Origin of the sequence: Williamsia sp. D3, from assembly GCF_000506245.1 — a bacterium.
Classification (GTDB): Bacteria; Actinomycetota; Actinomycetes; order Mycobacteriales; family Mycobacteriaceae; genus Williamsia; species Williamsia muralis.
In genome coordinates this window covers 230,927-247,646 of record NZ_AYTE01000026.1, presented here as the reverse complement: position 1 = coordinate 247,646, position 16,720 = coordinate 230,927, and the positions used below count along the sequence as shown (strand labels likewise).

General features: G+C 66.4%; 12 protein-coding genes. 9 read left to right on the top strand and 3 right to left on the bottom strand.

The genetic code is table 11. The features are described 5' to 3' along the window. Positions 1-10 precede the first annotated feature (10 nt). The 3 genes from W823_RS46185 to W823_RS46175 all read left to right on the top strand — a co-directional run bounded on the left by W823_RS46185 (position 11) and on the right by W823_RS46175 (position 4,809). Positions 11-1,720, top strand: coding sequence for an ABC transporter substrate-binding protein (locus W823_RS46185; RefSeq protein ID WP_031332568.1), 1,710 nt, complete (start codon positions 11-13; stop codon positions 1,718-1,720). Positions 1,721-1,800: 80 nt separating this feature from the next. Then, positions 1,801-2,379 (top strand): adenine phosphoribosyltransferase, encoded by a 579-nt coding sequence (locus W823_RS46180; RefSeq protein WP_023959517.1) that lies wholly within the window; start codon positions 1,801-1,803, stop codon positions 2,377-2,379. Between the two features lie 66 nt (positions 2,380-2,445). Then, positions 2,446-4,809: a bifunctional (p)ppGpp synthetase/guanosine-3',5'-bis(diphosphate) 3'-pyrophosphohydrolase gene (locus tag W823_RS46175; protein ID WP_023959516.1), complete on the top strand. Its 2,364-nt coding sequence runs from the start codon at positions 2,446-2,448 to the stop codon at positions 4,807-4,809. A 45-nt stretch (positions 4,810-4,854) separates the two neighbouring features. Here the strand turns inward: W823_RS46175 and W823_RS46170 are convergent, their stop codons facing one another. Further along, on the bottom strand, positions 4,855-5,805 hold the full coding sequence (locus W823_RS46170) for a peptidylprolyl isomerase (RefSeq protein WP_023959514.1): 951 nt from the start codon (positions 5,803-5,805) through the stop codon (positions 4,855-4,857). 200 nt (positions 5,806-6,005) lie between these two features. Here W823_RS46170 and W823_RS46165 point away from each other — a divergent pair, with 200 nt between their 5' ends. From W823_RS46165 to W823_RS46155, 3 genes are read left to right on the top strand one after another with little or no spacing between them, the layout of a single operon-like run. Beyond that, complete coding sequence (locus W823_RS46165) at positions 6,006-6,731, top strand: MBL fold metallo-hydrolase (RefSeq protein WP_030163211.1); 726 nt, start codon at positions 6,006-6,008, stop codon at positions 6,729-6,731. Then, the gene (hisS, locus tag W823_RS46160) at positions 6,728-8,002 is read left to right on the top strand and encodes a histidine--tRNA ligase (RefSeq protein WP_023959510.1); all 1,275 of its coding nucleotides are present in this window, start codon (positions 6,728-6,730) and stop codon (positions 8,000-8,002) included. Before W823_RS46165 ends, hisS begins: the two co-directional genes overlap by 4 nt. Further along, positions 7,999-8,178 (top strand): hypothetical protein, encoded by a 180-nt coding sequence (locus tag W823_RS46155; protein ID WP_023959508.1) that lies wholly within the window; start codon positions 7,999-8,001, stop codon positions 8,176-8,178. The genes hisS and W823_RS46155 overlap by 4 nt, the downstream gene beginning before the upstream one ends. A 285-nt stretch (positions 8,179-8,463) precedes the next feature. On the opposite strand, the gene W823_RS46150 is transcribed toward W823_RS46155, so the two are convergent. Together W823_RS46150 and W823_RS0129650 are read right to left on the bottom strand one after the other, a co-directional pair. After that, positions 8,464-10,125 carry a DUF885 domain-containing protein gene (locus W823_RS46150; RefSeq protein ID WP_023959506.1) on the bottom strand — a complete coding sequence of 554 codons (1,662 nt, stop codon included), beginning with the start codon at positions 10,123-10,125 and terminating at the stop codon, positions 8,464-8,466. Next, a complete protein-coding gene (locus tag W823_RS0129650) occupies positions 10,095-10,955 on the bottom strand; it encodes a neutral zinc metallopeptidase (protein WP_031332566.1) in 861 nt (286 codons plus the stop codon). The genes W823_RS46150 and W823_RS0129650 overlap by 31 nt, the downstream gene beginning before the upstream one ends. Positions 10,956-11,071: 116 nt before the next feature. On the opposite strand from W823_RS0129650, the gene aspS reads away from it, so the two are divergent. From aspS to W823_RS46140, 3 genes are all read left to right on the top strand, one after another. After that, positions 11,072-12,880, top strand: a complete 1,809-nt coding sequence (aspS, locus tag W823_RS0129645; protein ID WP_031332564.1) for an aspartate--tRNA ligase — start codon at positions 11,072-11,074, stop codon at positions 12,878-12,880. Between the two features lie 13 nt (positions 12,881-12,893). Next, positions 12,894-13,856 (top strand): DUF389 domain-containing protein, encoded by a 963-nt coding sequence (locus W823_RS46145; RefSeq protein ID WP_023959504.1) that lies wholly within the window; start codon positions 12,894-12,896, stop codon positions 13,854-13,856. A 96-nt stretch (positions 13,857-13,952) separates the two neighbouring features. Then, positions 13,953-16,712: a circularly permuted type 2 ATP-grasp protein gene (locus W823_RS46140; RefSeq protein ID WP_023959502.1), complete on the top strand. Its 2,760-nt coding sequence runs from the start codon at positions 13,953-13,955 to the stop codon at positions 16,710-16,712. The last annotated feature ends 8 nt before the right edge of the window (positions 16,713-16,720 follow it).

Sequence of the window (16,720 nt, the reverse complement as noted above, 5' to 3'; positions counted from 1 at the left end):
CTGTGCGGTGATGAGATCCCGCGCACTGCTTGCCGCATCGCTGGCGATGGTGTGTGGGACGGCAGTGGTCGTCGCGGGTTGCTCAGAAGACGCCGAATTCTCGGTGAACTACCTGATCGACGGTGCGGTGACCACATACAACACCGAGACGTTGAACGGTGGCATCGGTGGAGGGCAGATGGCTCTGGCGCGGGTGCTACCCGGATTCAGCTACCTCGGGCCCGACGGGCGCGTCATCGCGGACACCGACATCGGAACCGCGACACCACAGCCGGTCGACCCTTCCCGTTTGACGGTGAACTACCAGATCAATCCCCGGGCCGTGTATTCCGACGGGGTACCGCTGACCTGCGATGCGATGACGTTGGCGTGGGCTGCCCACAGCGGGCGTTTCTCCGGATTCGAACCCGTCACCACCGCGGGCTATCGCGACATCGAACGCGTCGAGTGCACCCCCGGCGCCAAGACGGCGACCGTCACCTTCCGGCCCGGCCGCGCCTACCGGGACTGGAAAGGGCTGTTCGGGGCGGGGACGCTGATCCCTCCTCAGGTGGTTGCCCGTGCCTCGGGGGTGCCGGATGTCGTCGGACCCATCAGCCGAGGTGACCGCCGCGTTCTGGGACAGATGGCGCGGATCTGGAACACGGGTCTGTCAATGACACCCGGCGAATTCGAATCCGCAGATTTCCCGGCACTGGGCCCTTATCGGGTGCAGGACTACACCCGAGACGGCGGACTGGTGCTGTCCGCCAACGACCGATGGTGGGGCCAACCCGCCGGTGAACAACAGCTGACGCTGTGGCCGCGGTCCACTGCGATGAGCGACGATTTCGCCGACGGCAAAGGTGACTCGAAGGTCGACGTGCTCGACATCGGGGCCGGAACCTACAGTGCCGTCGACCCGGCGCCGCGCCGACAGTCCAGCACCACAGCGGCGCCACCCGCGGGGCCGATGCCACCGGCCTCGTTGGGGGTCGAGCGGATCGTCATGGCCGGTCGCGGTGTGTTCGCCACCTCGGCCGCGCGTCGCGCGTTCGCCGCGTGCGTACCCCGTGACGGTCTCGCCCGTGAGTTCGGCCGCGGGGCCCCCATCGCCAGCAACCATCTGCTCGGGCCCGGTGATCTTCTCACGGGTGCACTCGATGCCGAGTTCGGTCGCGACTACCTGAGGGCCGATCCCGAACGTGCCGCACGCGAAGCGCGCGAGTCAGGGGCAGGCGCTGCCATGACCGTCCGCATCGGTTATCTCGGACCGGACATGCGCAGAGGTCAGATGGTGGCCGCCATCACGGCCAGCTGCCAGCGTGCCGGCATCACCGTGGTCGACGCCGCCTCCGACACCATCGGTCCGGCAAGTCTCGGCGCCGACGTTGATGCCTTGATCACTGCTTCCGGCAACGGATTCGCCGCAACGGGCGCCGCCGATCCCATCCGGGATTCCTACGCTTTCCATCGAAGCGATCCGAGCAACATCGGCAGGTACTCGAATGCAAGGGTCTCGGCCCTGATCGATCAGCTCGCGGTCACCGTCCGCCCCGCGGGTCAGCTCCCGCTCCTACGCGAGATCGAGTTGTTGCTGTGGCAGGACATGCCGGCACTCCCGTTGTTCGTCGAGCCGCGGACGCGGCATTCGGGAGACAATGTGGACAACGTGGTGCCCGGGAACGCTCGCGTCGGTACGGGATGGAACATTGATCGCTGGATGCTGTCGGACACCTGACCCGCGTTCTGCGACCATGCAGGCCCACCGAGGCGCACGACGTCGAACGGTGGTAATCGAACAGATGAGGACTTGAGAAGATGGACAGCCCCACCCAGACCGGCCGTGAGGCACACACCGCTCGCGAGGCCTCGTCGGCAATCGAGCGGCTCACTCGCAAGGTGGCCGATTTTCCGTCGCCGGGAGTCCAGTTCAAAGATCTGTCACCCGTACTGGCCGATCCGGCCGGGCTGCGTGCGGTGATCGCCGGACTCGCCGACTGCGACGCCGGTCAGATCGACCTGGTGGCGGGAATCGACGCGCGGGGATTTCTGTTGGGTTCAGGTGTGGCGCTAGAGCTCGGCACCGGAGTGCTGGCGGTCCGCAAGGCCGGAAAGCTGCCCCCGCCGGTGCTGATGCAGGAGTACACCCTCGAGTACGGATCCGCCTGCCTGGAGATCCCGGCTGACGGCCTCGACCTCACAGGGATGCGGGTACTGATCGTCGACGACGTGCTAGCGACAGGAGGGACGGTCATCGCCGCGATCAAGCTGCTGCGCCAAGCCGGGGCGATACCGGTCGCGGTGGCCGTGGTGATGGAACTCGGCGCACTCGGTGGCCGCGCGGCAGTCAGCGAGGCGGTCGGTGACATCGGGCTGTCTGCCCTGACTCCGGGCTGAGGTCTAGGGTTGATGGACACGATCTGACTGGTAGTTTTCGATCCTTCACATCACAGGAGGTGACCGATGGCCGAAGAGACACCTGGTGCTCTGACGCAGGCCCCGACCGGCGACAGCGTCGCCCCGGTGGCGCCCCCGGCTGCGGACGTCGCCCCGGTCAAAGGGTCGAACGGTGCTGTCTCGACATCGGCCTCCCGCCGTGTCAGGGCTCGCCTGGCCCGACGGATGACCGCGACCAAGAGCTCTATCCGGCCGGTGCTCGAGCCCCTCGTCGCCCTTCACCGCGACGGCTACCCCAAAGCCGACGTCACCGTTCTCCAACGCGCCTATGACACCGCGGAGGCCAAGCACAGCGGGCAGTTCCGCAAGTCCGGCGACCCGTACATCACGCACCCGCTCGCGGTGGCCACCATTCTCGCCGACCTCGGAATGGACACCACCACGCTGGTGGCGGCGTTGCTGCACGACACCGTCGAGGACACGGGGTACTCCCTGGAACAGCTGTCCGAGGACTTCGGGCAAGAGGTCGCCCACCTCGTCGACGGTGTGACCAAACTCGACAAGGTCGCTCTGGGCAACGCCGCCGAGGCCGAGACCATCCGCAAGATGATCATCGCGATGGCCCGTGATCCGCGGGTCCTGGTGATCAAGGTCGCCGACCGCCTCCACAACATGCGCACCATGCGCTTCCTGCCACCGGAGAAGCAGGCGCGCAAAGCCCGCGAGACCCTGGAAGTCATTGCCCCGCTTGCTCATCGACTGGGCATGGCGACTGTCAAGTGGGAACTAGAAGATCTCGCCTTCGCCATCCTGCATCCCAAGCGTTACGAGGAGATCGTCCGTCTCGTCGCCGACCGGGCCCCCTCCAGAGACACCTACCTGGCCAGGGTTCGCGCCGACATCATCAACGCGCTCACCGGATCTCGCATCACGGCGACCGTCGAGGGTCGCCCCAAGCACTACTGGTCGATCTATCAGAAGATGATTGTCAAGGGGCGCGAGTTCGACGACATCCACGACCTCGTGGGCATGCGCATCCTGTGCGACGACCTGCGGGACTGCTATGCCGCTGTGGGCGTGGTGCATTCACTCTGGCAACCGATGGCCGGCCGCTTCAAGGACTACATCGCCCAGCCTCGATTCGGGGTGTACCAGTCGCTACACACCACCGTGATCGGTCCTGAGGGCAAGCCCCTCGAGGTGCAGATCCGCACCCGCGACATGCACCGCACAGCGGAGTTCGGGATCGCGGCCCACTGGCGATACAAGGAGACGAAGGGCAAGCACGGCTCCGACTCCGCCGAGATCGACGACATGGCGTGGATGCGGCAGTTGCTCGATTGGCAGCGAGAGGCTGCCGATCCCGGTGAGTTCCTCGAATCGCTGCGGTACGACCTCGCAGTCAAGGAGATCTTCGTCTTCACACCCAAGGGCGACGTGATCACCCTTCCCACCGGATCGACGCCGGTGGACTTCGCCTACGCGGTCCACACCGAGGTCGGCCACCGCTGTATCGGGGCGCGGGTCAACGGTCGACTCGTCGCGCTCGAACGCACACTCGAGAACGGGGAAGTCGTAGAGGTCTTCACCTCGAAAGCTGCCACCGCGGGGCCATCGCGGGACTGGCAGTCGTTTGTGGTCAGTCCACGCGCCAAGGCGAAGATCCGGCAGTGGTTCGCCAAGGAACGCCGGGAGGAAGCTCTCGAATCCGGCAAAGATGCCATCGCCAAAGAGGTTCGGCGAGGCGGACTTCCGATTCAGAGGCTGCTGAACAGCGATTCCATGGGCGCGATTGCCCATGAGCTGCGTTTCACGGATGTGTCGGCGCTCTACGCCGCTGTCGGTGAGGGACATGTCTCCGCGCGCCACGTGGTCAGTCGTCTGGTGGCCCAGCTCGGTGGACTCGAAGACGCCGAAGAAGAGCTCGCCGAACGGTCCACCCCGTCGACGATGCCGTCCCCGGCCCGTCAGACGGGTGATGCCGGTGTGGTGGTCCCTGGCGCGGACGGCGTCCTGGCCAAGCTGGCGAAGTGCTGCACTCCCGTTCCGGGCGACGAGATCATGGGATTCGTGACCCGCGGTGGGGGAGTGAGCGTGCATCGCACCGATTGCACCAACGCCGGAGCACTGCGCGAGCAGTCCGAACGAATCATCGAGGTCAAATGGGCGCCGTCACCGTCGTCGGTGTTCCTCGTCGCCATCCAGGTCGAGGCCCTCGACCGGTCGCGTCTTCTGTCGGACGTCACCCGCGTCCTCGCGGACGAGCGCGTGAACATCTTGTCGGCGTCGGTGACCACATCACGTGATCGCGTGGCCATCAGCAAGTTCACGTTCGAGATGGGCGACCCGAAGCATCTCGGCCACGTCCTCAACGTGGTCCGCAATGTCGAAGGTGTCTACGACGTCTACCGGGTCACCTCGGCCGCGTAGTCGAACCCTGGTCGCTCACCGGGGTCGAGACGGCCGAGGTGGCTCTCAGCTTCCGATCGTGGCGGTGGTGATGTCCACCGGGAGAACGGGTTTGCCGTCTGACGGGTTCTCGTCGAGCGACCCGGTGGACTGGTTCGGACGTAAGCCGGGCACGATGCCGCCGGCAAGCACTTTGTCCAGCACCTGCAGGCCGGGCTCTTCGACCTTGCCGATCACCGTGTAATCGGCAGGCAGTACGCCGTCCTGGATCACCATGAAGAACTGACTTCCGCCGGTTCCGGCGCCGGTTTCCTGGTTGGTGCCGCTGTTGGCCACCGCGATGGTGCCGCGGGGATACGTCACCGGTTGCGCTCCGGTGGTCGGGTCGGCCTCGCCGGCCGGCGCGAAGCCCGTCGGCAATTCGTCAGGACTCTGCCAGCCGGGCCCACCACGACCGGTGGCAGTGGGGTCTCCGCACTGGAGCACCTTGAGTTGATCGCTGGTCAGCCGGTGGCAGGAGGTGTCGTTGAAGTAATTTTCTTTGATGAGGCTCTCGAACGCGCCGACGTTGCAGGGGGCGTCCTTTCGGTTCAGCTGAACCGGGATTGCGCCCTGGCTGGTGTCGAATACGACGTCGACCGAGCCTTCCTTGAGTTGCTTGTCGCCGGGCATGGGCGCTTTACGCTGTTTGGCGGCACCGGCTTTGAGCTCACCGAGGAACTGCTGGAACTTGGGCTGCTGGTCAGCCGGGACCTCTGCCGGCACGGTGTCCGGTAGACCTTCGAACGGGTCGGCGGTGTCCTCGACGTAGCTGCACGCGGTCCAGCGGGCCTTCTCGTTGTCGTCGGCGACCTTTTTCACGATGAGCGTGGTGGCCACAGCGGCGACCGCAACGACCAATACCACGGACGTCGATACGATGATGATCTTGCGCTTGCGCGCGGCCTGCTGCTGCCGCTCCAACCGCCGCTCCAGCTTGCGTTTCGCCGCCTGCCGTCGTTGCTCGTTGCTCGACACCGCAGAGATCCTCCGTATAAATCGTCCGTCTCGCTGCACCCCGGGCGCGGGGCATCCGGTGCGAGTCTGCCAGCAAATGCTGAGAGCACGTTATATGGGTGCGGCGTTGGCGCGCCGACTTCGGCACGTGGCCGGGGCGACCACGTTTTGCCGTGCTGGGATGATGAAGGAACACCTTCCCCGACCCAGGAGTGCAGACCATGCTGATCACGGGCTTCCCCGCGGGCATGTTCGCCACCAACTGCTATGTGGTGGCGCCCGCCCCCGGTAGCGAGGCGATCATCATCGACCCAGGTCAGGACTCCGCTCCAGGAGTGCGTAAATTACTGGCCGAGCATTCACTGACCCCGGTGGCAGTGCTGCTGACCCACGGGCACCTCGACCACACCTGGAACGCCACCGAGTTGTGCGACGAATACGCCATTCCGGCATTCATCCATCCGGCTGACAGACACATGCTCGCCGACCCGGCGGCCGGAATCGGACGGGCACTCGGAGCGATGATCGGCGACACCGTCTTCCGGGAGCCGGAGAAGGTGATCGATCTCGCCGATCGCGAAGATCTGGACGTCGCGGGATTGTCCTTCTCGGTAGACCTCGCGCCGGGTCACACGCAGGGTTCGGTGCTGTTCGGTATCGACGTGGACACCCCGGAGGGGACTGTTCCGGTCTGTTTCGCGGGCGACGTGCTGTTTGCCGGTTCTATCGGTCGCACGGACCTGCCGGGCGGAGACCACCAGCAGCTGCTCGATTCCATCGCCGACCGGATGCTGGGGCTGCCGGACGAGACGTTGGTACTGCCAGGGCACGGCGAGCAGACGACCATCGGTCGCGAACGTGCCGGCAATCCATTTTTGGCCGATCTGTCCCACCCCGGGCAGGATGGACCGGCCACCAACCGATCGAAGGGACGTCACGGACTGTGAATGCCGGATTCCAGGCGCCGCGGGGCGTACCAGACTACGTTCCGCCGTCATCGGCCCAGTTCGTCGCCGTCCGCGACGCATTGACCAGGGCGGCGCGACTGGCCGGATACTCACACATCGAGCTGCCCATCTTCGAGGACACCGCCTTGTTCGCCCGGGGCGTCGGAGAATCCACCGACGTCGTCTCGAAAGAGATGTACACGTTCGCCGATCGTGGTGACCGGTCGGTGACGTTGCGTCCGGAAGGAACCGCGGGCGTGATGCGGGCGGTGATCCAGCACGGCCTCGATCGGGGTCAACTCCCGGTGAAGCTGTCCTACGCAGGGCCGTTCTTCCGTTACGAGAAGCCTCAGACGGGCCGGTACCGCCAGTTGCAGCAGGTGGGTGTCGAGGCGATCGGGATCGACGACCCGGCTCTCGACGCGGAGGTCATCGCGATCGCAGACGAGGGCTTCCGCGCCCTGGGGCTGAGCGGCTTTCGCCTCGAGATCACCTCGCTCGGCGATGACACCTGCCGGCCTCAGTATCGGGAAGCCTTGCAGCAGTTTCTCTTCGGACTCGATCTGGACGAAGAGACGCGGCGCCGAGCGGAGATCAACCCGTTGCGAGTGCTCGACGACAAGAGGCCGCATATCCGTGAGGCGACGGCGGGTGCGCCTCTGATGATCGATTACCTGTCGGACTCGGCTCGGGAACACTTCGATGCGGTGATCGGGCACCTGGACCGGCTCGGCGTGGCATATGAGAAGAACCCGAGGTTGGTCCGCGGCCTGGACTACTACACGAAGACCACCTTCGAGTTCGTTCACGACGGGCTCGGTGCGCAGTCGGGCATCGGTGGCGGCGGTCGCTACGACGGCTTGATGAAGCAGTTGGGCGGCAAGCAGGAGCTGTCCGGTATCGGTTATGGGCTCGGCGTGGACCGCACCGTTCTGGCGTTGGAGGCCGAAGGGATCGCCGCTGCAACGGACGCACGGTGCGAGGTGTTCGGGGTACCACTCGGTGACGCCGCCAAAGACGCCCTCGTCGAGGTTGCCGGTCGGCTCCGGGCGGCCGGGGTCAGGGTCGACATCGCCTACGGAGGTCGCGGACTCAAGGGAGCGATGAAGGCGGCGGACCGATCGGGCGCGCGGTTCGCACTGGTTCTCGGCGAGAACGAACTGGCTTCCGGTGAGGTCGAGCTCAAGGACCTGAGCAACGGGAACCAGCAGCGCCTGGCGCTCGATGATGTTGTGCAGCAACTGAGTTCGCAGCTGGCCGCAGGCCGATGAGCCGCCGGGTCCGGCTCTGGTGTGCGGCCGGGCTGACCGCACTGGTCATGACCGGGTCGGTCGCCTGCACCTTCACGGTGAGCGGAGACCCCGAACCCGCACCGTTCACCGGACGCACGTGGGGGAGCCAGGCCCACACCCCCAGTCTGCCGGTAGCAGAGAACCCGCCCGAGTAACCCGCCGAGCGGGCCGTTACACACGTCGAGCGTGCCCTCACGCACGTTGAGTGGGCCGTTACGTACGTTGAGCGGGCCCTTGCACACGTTCAGCGTGCCGTTCGCAAGACGTCACGACTCCAACGAACCCGCTCGAGCAAAACAAGGGCCCGCTCGATGGCCACAAGGGCCCGGTCGATGGCCACAAGGGCCCGCTCGACGGCAACGAGGGCCCGGTCGACGGCAACGAGGGCCCGGTCGACGGCGACAAGGGCCCGGTCGGCGGAGGTGGGCGCCCGATCGTTGTCAGGTCAGTTCGGACCGCAGGACATCCAGGCTGACCCCGCCGAGCGCCAGCGCCTTGCGGTGGAAGTCCTTGAGTGAGCCGCCGGGGTTGAGGTGCAAGTAGTTGTCGCGGGCCTGCTGCCACACCCGTTGCCCGAGCGCGTACGACGGCGCCTGGCCGGGCCAGCCGAGGTAACGGTCCAATTCGAACCGTAGGACGGTGCGGTCCATCGCGACGGCCGAGGTGAGGAACGTCCACGCGTTGTCGGCATCCCATGTCCCTCCACCCACCGACTCCGGTGCGGTGAGCCCGCAGTGCACCCCGATGTCCACGACAACCCGGGCGGCGCGAAGTCGCTGCGAGTCGAGCATCCCCATCCGGTCACCCGGATCCTCGAGCCAGCCGAGTTCCCCCATCAATCGTTCTGCGTAGAGGGCCCAGCCCTCACCATGACCGGAGGTGAACGACGCCAGTTTGCGCCACCGGTTGAGGTCGGGACTGACCATCGCCGAACCGAGCTGCAGGTGATGTCCTGGGACGCCCTCGTGGAAGACGGTGGTGGTCTCCTGCCACGTGTGAAAGATCTTCTGCTGCGGCGGAACCGACCACCACATGCGCCCCGGCCTGCTGAGGTCTTCGCTCGGTGTCGTGTAGTAGATGATCCCGGTGGCCGCCGGTGCCAGGCGACATTCCAGTGCGGTGAGATCGGCAGGGATGTCGAAGTGTTCGCGGCCCACCTCGGCGGTGGCCCGGTCCGACAACTCCTGCATCCAGGCAACGAACGCATCCCGATCGGTCATCTGGTACCGCGGATCGGCGTTGAGGGCCTCGAGCGCACCGTTTACACCAGCTCCCGGCGCGATCACCTCGGCCAGCGTCTGTTGTTCGGCAACAATGGAATCGAGCAGGTCCACGCCCCACGCGTACGCATCGTCGACGTCGATGTCGGCACCGACGAACTCCGCTGAGTGCAGGCGGTAGCGATCGCGGCCCACGCCATCGGCGTCGGTGGTGCGGGGCAGCACGTCGTCGCGTAGAACGGCCGCCAGCCGTGTCATCACTGCACCCACTCGTCCGCGCAGGTCGTCGAGCAGATCGACGCGGTCTGTGGACTCGATCGCCGTCGCATTGCTGAAGATCGACGAGGTGGCGGTATCGGCTTGAGCCGCAACCAATTCAACCTGACGTCTGGTCAGGGCGGGTCCGGACGACAGGCGGGCCCGGATCCCTTCGATGATGGTCTCCACGCAGCTCGGGACCTGATCCAGCCGGGCCAAGAACACGTCCTGGTCGGCGGGGGAGTCGGTGGACATCAGGTCGAAGACGTCGCGGACCGCCTGCAACGGCGATTCGATGACGTTCACCTCACCGATTCGCAGTCCGGCATCGTCGACGGCCAGCGACCGGCTCAACTGGTCGGTCATGGTCGCCACGGTCACCCGGTCGACATCATCGGCGAGCGCCTCGGCCGCGAGTGCCGCGATGGTGTCCCGCCTGGCGATGGCCCGCTCTTCCTCACCGGCAGGCGAGAAGTCGGTGAGCCTGTGATCGTGGCCGACGACACCGAGATGCGTTGCCTCGATGGGATTGAGTGCGCACGACCGTTCCAGGAATCCCTCCGCGATCCGGTCGATCCCGGTGGCCTCCCGGGTCACAGGCTGCCCGCCGCGAAGGTGTCGCATGCCGCTGCGTCGCCGCGGTCATATCCCACGTTGAACCATCGCACCCGCTGATCCGATGAACCGTGTGTCCATCCCTCCGGATTGGAACTGTCGCCCGAGATGGCGTCGTCTCCGATGGCCTTCGCCGTCTGGATCACGTCGGAGATCTGCTGCTGGGTGAGCGGCGCCAGCATCGCGTCCGGACCCTTGTCTGCGTTGAACGCCCACACGCCGGCCAGGCAATCGGCCTGCAGCTCGATCCGCACCGATCCCGACGTCGGGCCGGCGGCCCCCATGCGCTGACCCTTCTCCAGAGCGCCGGTGAGGTACTCGATGTGGTGGCCGTACTCATGGGCGACCACGTATTCCTGTGCCAGCGGGCCGTCGCTGCCGCCGAGCTGATCGCTCAGCACGTCAAAGAAGGTCGGGTCGAAATAGGCGGTCTGATCACCCGGGCAGTAGAACGGTCCGACGTCGGAGGTGGCCGGCCCGCAAGCGGTGTCGACGCTGCCGGAGAAGATCTTCGTCTGCGGCGGCTCGTATCCCGGCATGATGTTGCTCCACACGCGGTCGAGACTGTTGGTTGTCGCAACGATTCGGCACACCGTGTCGACGTTGGCCTTCTCGATAGTGCAGCTTTGGATGTGCTCGTCGATCGCCGACTGCTGCGAGGAGGTACTCGAACCGGTCTCGTCACCACCGAGGCCGATCGCGTTCGGATCGATCCCGAGCAGAGCGGCCACGACGATGACGATCAGTCCTGCCCCGCCGCCGAGGGCCAGCCGGCCACGACCTCCGCCGCCGCCGGAGACGTTGCCTGTGTCGAGTGGACCGCCACCTTGGAAAGTCATTCGCCAAGCATGGCACGAGCAGGTGCGTTCTCTCTCGAATGCGGCGCCCGTAGGATGTTGCACGATACAAAACCCTTCAGCCACCGAAGTGTTTGACCGCAATCGAGAGGAACACTGTGCTGCGCACCCATTTCGCCGGATCGTTACGGGCCGAGAATGCCGGACAGACCGTGACGTTGACCGGTTGGGTGGCGCGACGCCGCGACCACGGCGGGGTCATCTTCATCGATCTGCGCGACAGCTCCGGGCTCGCACAGGTGGTTTTCCGTGACGATGCGGTGGCCACGCCGGCGCACCGGCTCCGCGCAGAATATTGCGTGCAGGTCACTGGACTCGTCGAGCAGCGACCCGAAGGCAGTGAGAACCCGAACCTGGAGTCGGGCGCGATCGAGATCAATGCCACCGAACTCGTTGTGCTCAACGAATCCGCGCCCCTGCCGTTCCAACTCGACGAGAGCCCCGGCGAGGAAGCGCGTCTGAAGTACCGGTATCTGGACCTCCGCCGCGAAGGCCCGGGCGCAGCCCTGCGGCTCCGGTCGAAGGTGAACAACGCCGCGCGTACTGTCCTGCTCGATCAGGACTTCGTGGAGATCGAGACCCCGACGCTGACCCGATCCACACCCGAAGGCGCCCGCGACTTCCTGGTGCCGGCACGGTTGCAGCCCGGCACCTTCTATGCGCTGCCACAGAGTCCCCAGCTCTTCAAGCAGCTGCTGATGGTCGCCGGGATGGAGCGGTACTTCCAGATCGCCCGCTGCTACCGCGACGAGGATTTCCGCGCCGACCGCCAGCCCGAGTTCACCCAGCTCGACGTCGAGATGAGCTTCGTCGAGCAGGACGACGTGATCGCCGTGGCAGAGCAGATCCTCGTCGCGCTGTGGAAGCTGATCGGTTATGACCTCCCGACGCCGATCCCGCGGATCACCTACGCCGAGGCGATGCGCCGATTCGGCAGCGACAAACCGGACCTGCGATTCGGGCTCGAGCTGGTGGAGTGCACCGACTACTTCAAGGACACTCCGTTCCGGGTGTTCCAGGCTCCCTACGTGGGTGCCGTTGTCATGCCGGGTGGCGCAAGCCAGCCACGCCGACAGCTCGACGCCTGGCAGGAGTGGGCGAAGCAGCGCGGCGCCAAAGGGTTGGCGTATGTGCTTGTCCAAGAAGACGGTTCGCTCGGTGGGCCGGTGGCCAAGAACCTGTCCGAGAACGAGCGGGCCGGTCTGGTCGCCCACGTCGGCGCGACCCCCGGTGACTGTGTGTTCTTCGCCGCCGGGCCCGCCAAAGCACAGCGCGCCCTACTCGGTGCAGCGCGCGGCGAGATCGCCCAACGTCTCGGCCTGATCAAGGACGGCGACTGGGCGTTCACGTGGGTGGTGGACGCGCCACTGTTCGAGCCGGCCGACGATGCCACCGCCAGCGGTGACGTGGCCGTCGGCTCGGGCGCATGGACCGCTGTGCACCACGCCTTCACCTCTCCGAAGCCCGAATCGCTCGGGGTGCTCGAATCCGACCCCGGATCCGCGTTGGCGTACGCCTACGACATCGTCTGCAACGGCAATGAGATCGGTGGCGGATCGATACGTATCCACCGGCGCGAGGTCCAGGAACTCGTCTTCAAGATCATGGGCATCGGTGCCGAGGAAGCGCAGGAGAAGTTCGGGTTCCTGCTGGACGCCTTCGCATACGGAGCCCCGCCTCACGGCGGCATCGCTTTCGGATGGGACCGGATCACGGCGCTGCTCGCCGGGCAACCGTCGATCCGCGACGTCATCGCGTTCCCGAAGTCCGGGGGAGGCATCGATCCGCTCACCGACGCGCCCGCCGCGATCACGCCGGCCCAACGCAAGGAGTCGGGAATCGACGCGAAGCCTCCGGCGCCCAAGGACAAACAGGCCGTGACGTCACCGACACCCGCCGAGTCCTGAACGCAGCCGGCCCGTGCTCCACATCCGGATCGTCAGCCCGCACGAGCGATCTGATGCCGTCGTGGAGACCTTGCGCGACTACGTCGGGGTCGCTCACGTGGTCCGGATTCCCGGCGTCGCAGTGGAGCCGGCCGGGGACCTGATCGAAGCCGACGTCACCCGTGAGGCCGCAAACGAACTGCTCAAAGAGCTCAGGGCACTGGAACTTCGGACCGAAGGTGCCATCACCGTCGAACTGCTCGACATGGTGCTGTCCGAGGCCGCCGATCGGGCTGAGCACGACGCCCCGGGAGATCCCGGGGACGCGGTGGTGTGGGACGAACTACTCGAGCGCACCAATGAGGACTCGACGCTGAGCGGGACGTTCCTGGCTTTCCTCTGCCTGGCCTGTCTGCTCGCGGCTGTCGGGGTGGTGACCGATTCCCCCGTCACGGTTGTCGGTGGGATGGTCGTCGGGCCCGAGTTCGGTCCACTCGGGGGCATCGCCGTGGCGATCGTGCGCCGTCGATACGCCCTGGCCCGACGATCGGTGGTGGCCTTGGCGGTGGGTTTTCCGCTCGCCATGGTGGTGACCGGGCTCGGAGCGCTGGCCGCGCAGAGCCTCGGCTGGATGACGATGCGCGACGTGACCACAGCCGACCAGCTCGACTTCATCTATCAGGTCGGACCGTTCTCGCTGGTGGTCGCACTGCTGGCCGGCGCCGCAGGCATGTTGTCACTGGTGTCCTCGAAGTCCGCGGCGCTGGTCGGCGTCTTCATCTCGGTCACGACGGTGCCCGCTGCCGGGTATGCGGTGGTCGCCGCCACCTTGGGGCAGTGGCGGGTCGCCGCCGAATCCACCGCGCAGCTGGTGATCAACCTGATCGGGATCGTGGTTGCCGGAGTCGCGGTGCTCCTCATCCATCGGGCCCACAGCCGACGGCGCGGAAAGTCGGCCCTCGTGCGCAAGTCCGCGCGCAGCGGTGAGACACAGTAGCGGGGCCACTCGTCGCCCACGATCGCGGGCAACGGCAAAGACCGGCCCGGGCGTACCGATGATCCCCGACCTGGGTCGCACACGTACAGTTCTGCGGTGACATCGCCCAAGGCCGGACCCACCGGAGTCCTGGACCGATATCGGTCTGACCGGTTCGGATTGTTCGATCTCGCTCGGATCCCCGGAGCTTCGTCCCCAGGCCCGTACGACGAGCTGCTCGATGCCTCGGGGACCGTGCGCAGGCAGTGGGAACCGCTCGTCGACGGCTATTCGCGCCTTGGCCGATCGGGACTGCACCGGGCCGAACAGCGCGTGCGCACACTGGTCGACGACGACGGCATCACCTACAACGCCCCGGACGGTGATTCCACCCGGCGGCGGCGCTGGGAGCTGGATTGTGTGCCGCTGCTCATCGACGGCGCGCAGTGGGCCGAACTCGACCGAAAGATCGCTCAGCGTTCCAGGGTTCTCGACGCCCTGCTCGCCGACATCTATTCGGGCCAACGGGTGATCACGGACGGGATCGTGCCACCGGAGATGGTCTATGGACACCCGGGGTATATCCGCAAGGCTGCAGGATTCCCGCAGGCCGGGCCGCACTCATTGTTCCTGCACGCCTGCGACGTCGGGCGGGGCCCGGGTGGGGCGCACACCGTGTATGCCGACCGCGCCGGCGCCCCCTCTGGCGTCGGATACGCGCTTGCCGATCGACGACTGATGTCGAGGGCATTCCCGCGGTTGTTCCAGCGATGTGTACCCCGGCCCCTGACAGCGTTCTCGGCGACCCTTCGCCTGTCGCTGTTCGAGTACGCGCCGCAGGGGACCGAGGACCCGACGGTGGCGGTACTGACACCGGGCTCGTTGTCCGAGACCGCATTCGACCAGGCCTACCTGGCTTCCGCACTGGGCTTCCCGCTTGTGGAAGCAGCCGACCTCGTCGTTCGCGGCGGCAGTGTGTACATGCGTTCGCTCGGCAAGTTCAAACGACTCGACGTGATCCTCCGGCGCGTCGACGCGGCCTATTGCGATCCGCTCGATCTGCGCACCGATTCGCGGCTCGGGGTTCCCGGGCTCGTGGAGGCCGTGTCGCGCGGGACGGTCTCGGTGGTGAACCACCTGGGCGCGGGGGTCCTCGAGAACCCGGCGTTGCACACCGTGTTGCACGCTGTCAGCCGACACCTGCTCGACGAGGACCTGCTTCTCGATTCTGTCGAGACATATTGGGCGGGAACAGATCTCGACCGGTCCAAGATGGTCGCCGACGTAGCCTACCTGCAGTTCTCCAATTTCCGCACCGGAGAAGAGATCTCGGGGCCAGGTCTGACCGCCGCTGCGCGCGATGGACTGATCGCCCGGATCGAAGCCGAGCCCTGGCCGTGGGCGGGGCGTCGGCTCGAGGACTATTCGGTGGCGCCGTCAGCCACCCCGGCCGCTACGCAATCCGGCTCCGGCGGGGCGGGCCTGCGTCCGGCGCCGGTGGGCCTTCGTGTGTTCAGCGTTGCCCAGGGGGCGGGTTATGCCGTGATGCCGGGCGGTCTGGGCCACGTGCTCGCCGATGGAACTGCCGGAGCCTCCTGGGATTCCATTGCCGGAAAGGATGTTTGGGTCACCACCACGGAGCCGGCCGGGCCCACCGCCCGTGTCCCCGAGTCGTCCGACCACCACGACCGAGTGGCAACCGTCATGACGGCGGACGACGAGCAGGTGGGCCGCCGATCCCCTCGCGCCCATCGACCGGTGACCGACAGTGCCGTCGTGGGCTCTCCGAGGGTGCTGTCGGATCTGTTCTGGTTTGGCCGATACGGAGAACGAGCAGAACTGACCACCCGAATGGTCAAGGTGGCCAGGGAACGTTACGAGGACTATCGCTACCGGCCGTGGATGTCGGGGACGGCGTCCATTCCGTTGTTCCTGTCCGCGATCGCAGCAGCCACCGGCAGCGAGGCCGCCCTCGAGGACACCGACGGTATCGCCGACTTCGATAGCAGCCGGCCACCCGAGCCCGATGAGGTGATGGCGGCCACGGCGCGTATGCACTCGATGACCAGCTCGCGCAGGTCATCGGGTTCGGTTGCCTTTGCCGTCGAACGCCTGCAACAACTCGCGCGGGCGGTGCGGGATCAGATGTCCACCAGCACATGGATGGTGCTCGGCGCGATCGACAGAGCGATCGCCGAGTTGGGCAGTCCGCCGGCCGTCTTGTCCGGTTCGGGCGCCGAGACGCACGAAGAACTGGACGTTGATGGGTCCGAACTCGGCCGTGCGCACGAGGAGATCCTGCACGGGCTCCTGGCGCTGGCCGGTCTGCAGGCCGAATCGATGGTCCACGACGCGGGCTGGCTGTTCATGGACATCGGGCGGCGCATCGAACGAGCTCAGATGCTGGCCGCGCTCACATCCGCTGTTCTGGTCCAGCAGCACGACGCCGACACCGAACAGGGTCTGCTCGAGGCCTACCTCGTTGCCAACGAATCCGCGATCATCTACCGTCGCCGCAACCGCGGCATCGTCAGGCTGGGCCCGGTCGCGGGTCTTCTGCTCTTCGACGAGGGCAACCCCAGGGCGATGATCTACCAATTGGACACTCTGCGTGCCGATCTGACGGCGCTGCCCACCGACGTACGGTCCGCCGCGGCCGAGCGCCTGGTCGAAGACCTCGTCGCCGAGTTGCGCAGAGTCGACCCCGCGGATCTCGCCGCGATCGGTGCCGGTGGCCGCCGAGTCGAACTCGCCGAACTGATGAGCACTCTCGGCGCCGGATTGCGTGAGATATCCGACGTCCTCGGCCGGACCCGCTTTGCCTACCCGGTCGAGATGCAGCCGCTCTGGGGCGCCGGATCGGAGGACCAACTGTGAACCGGCCG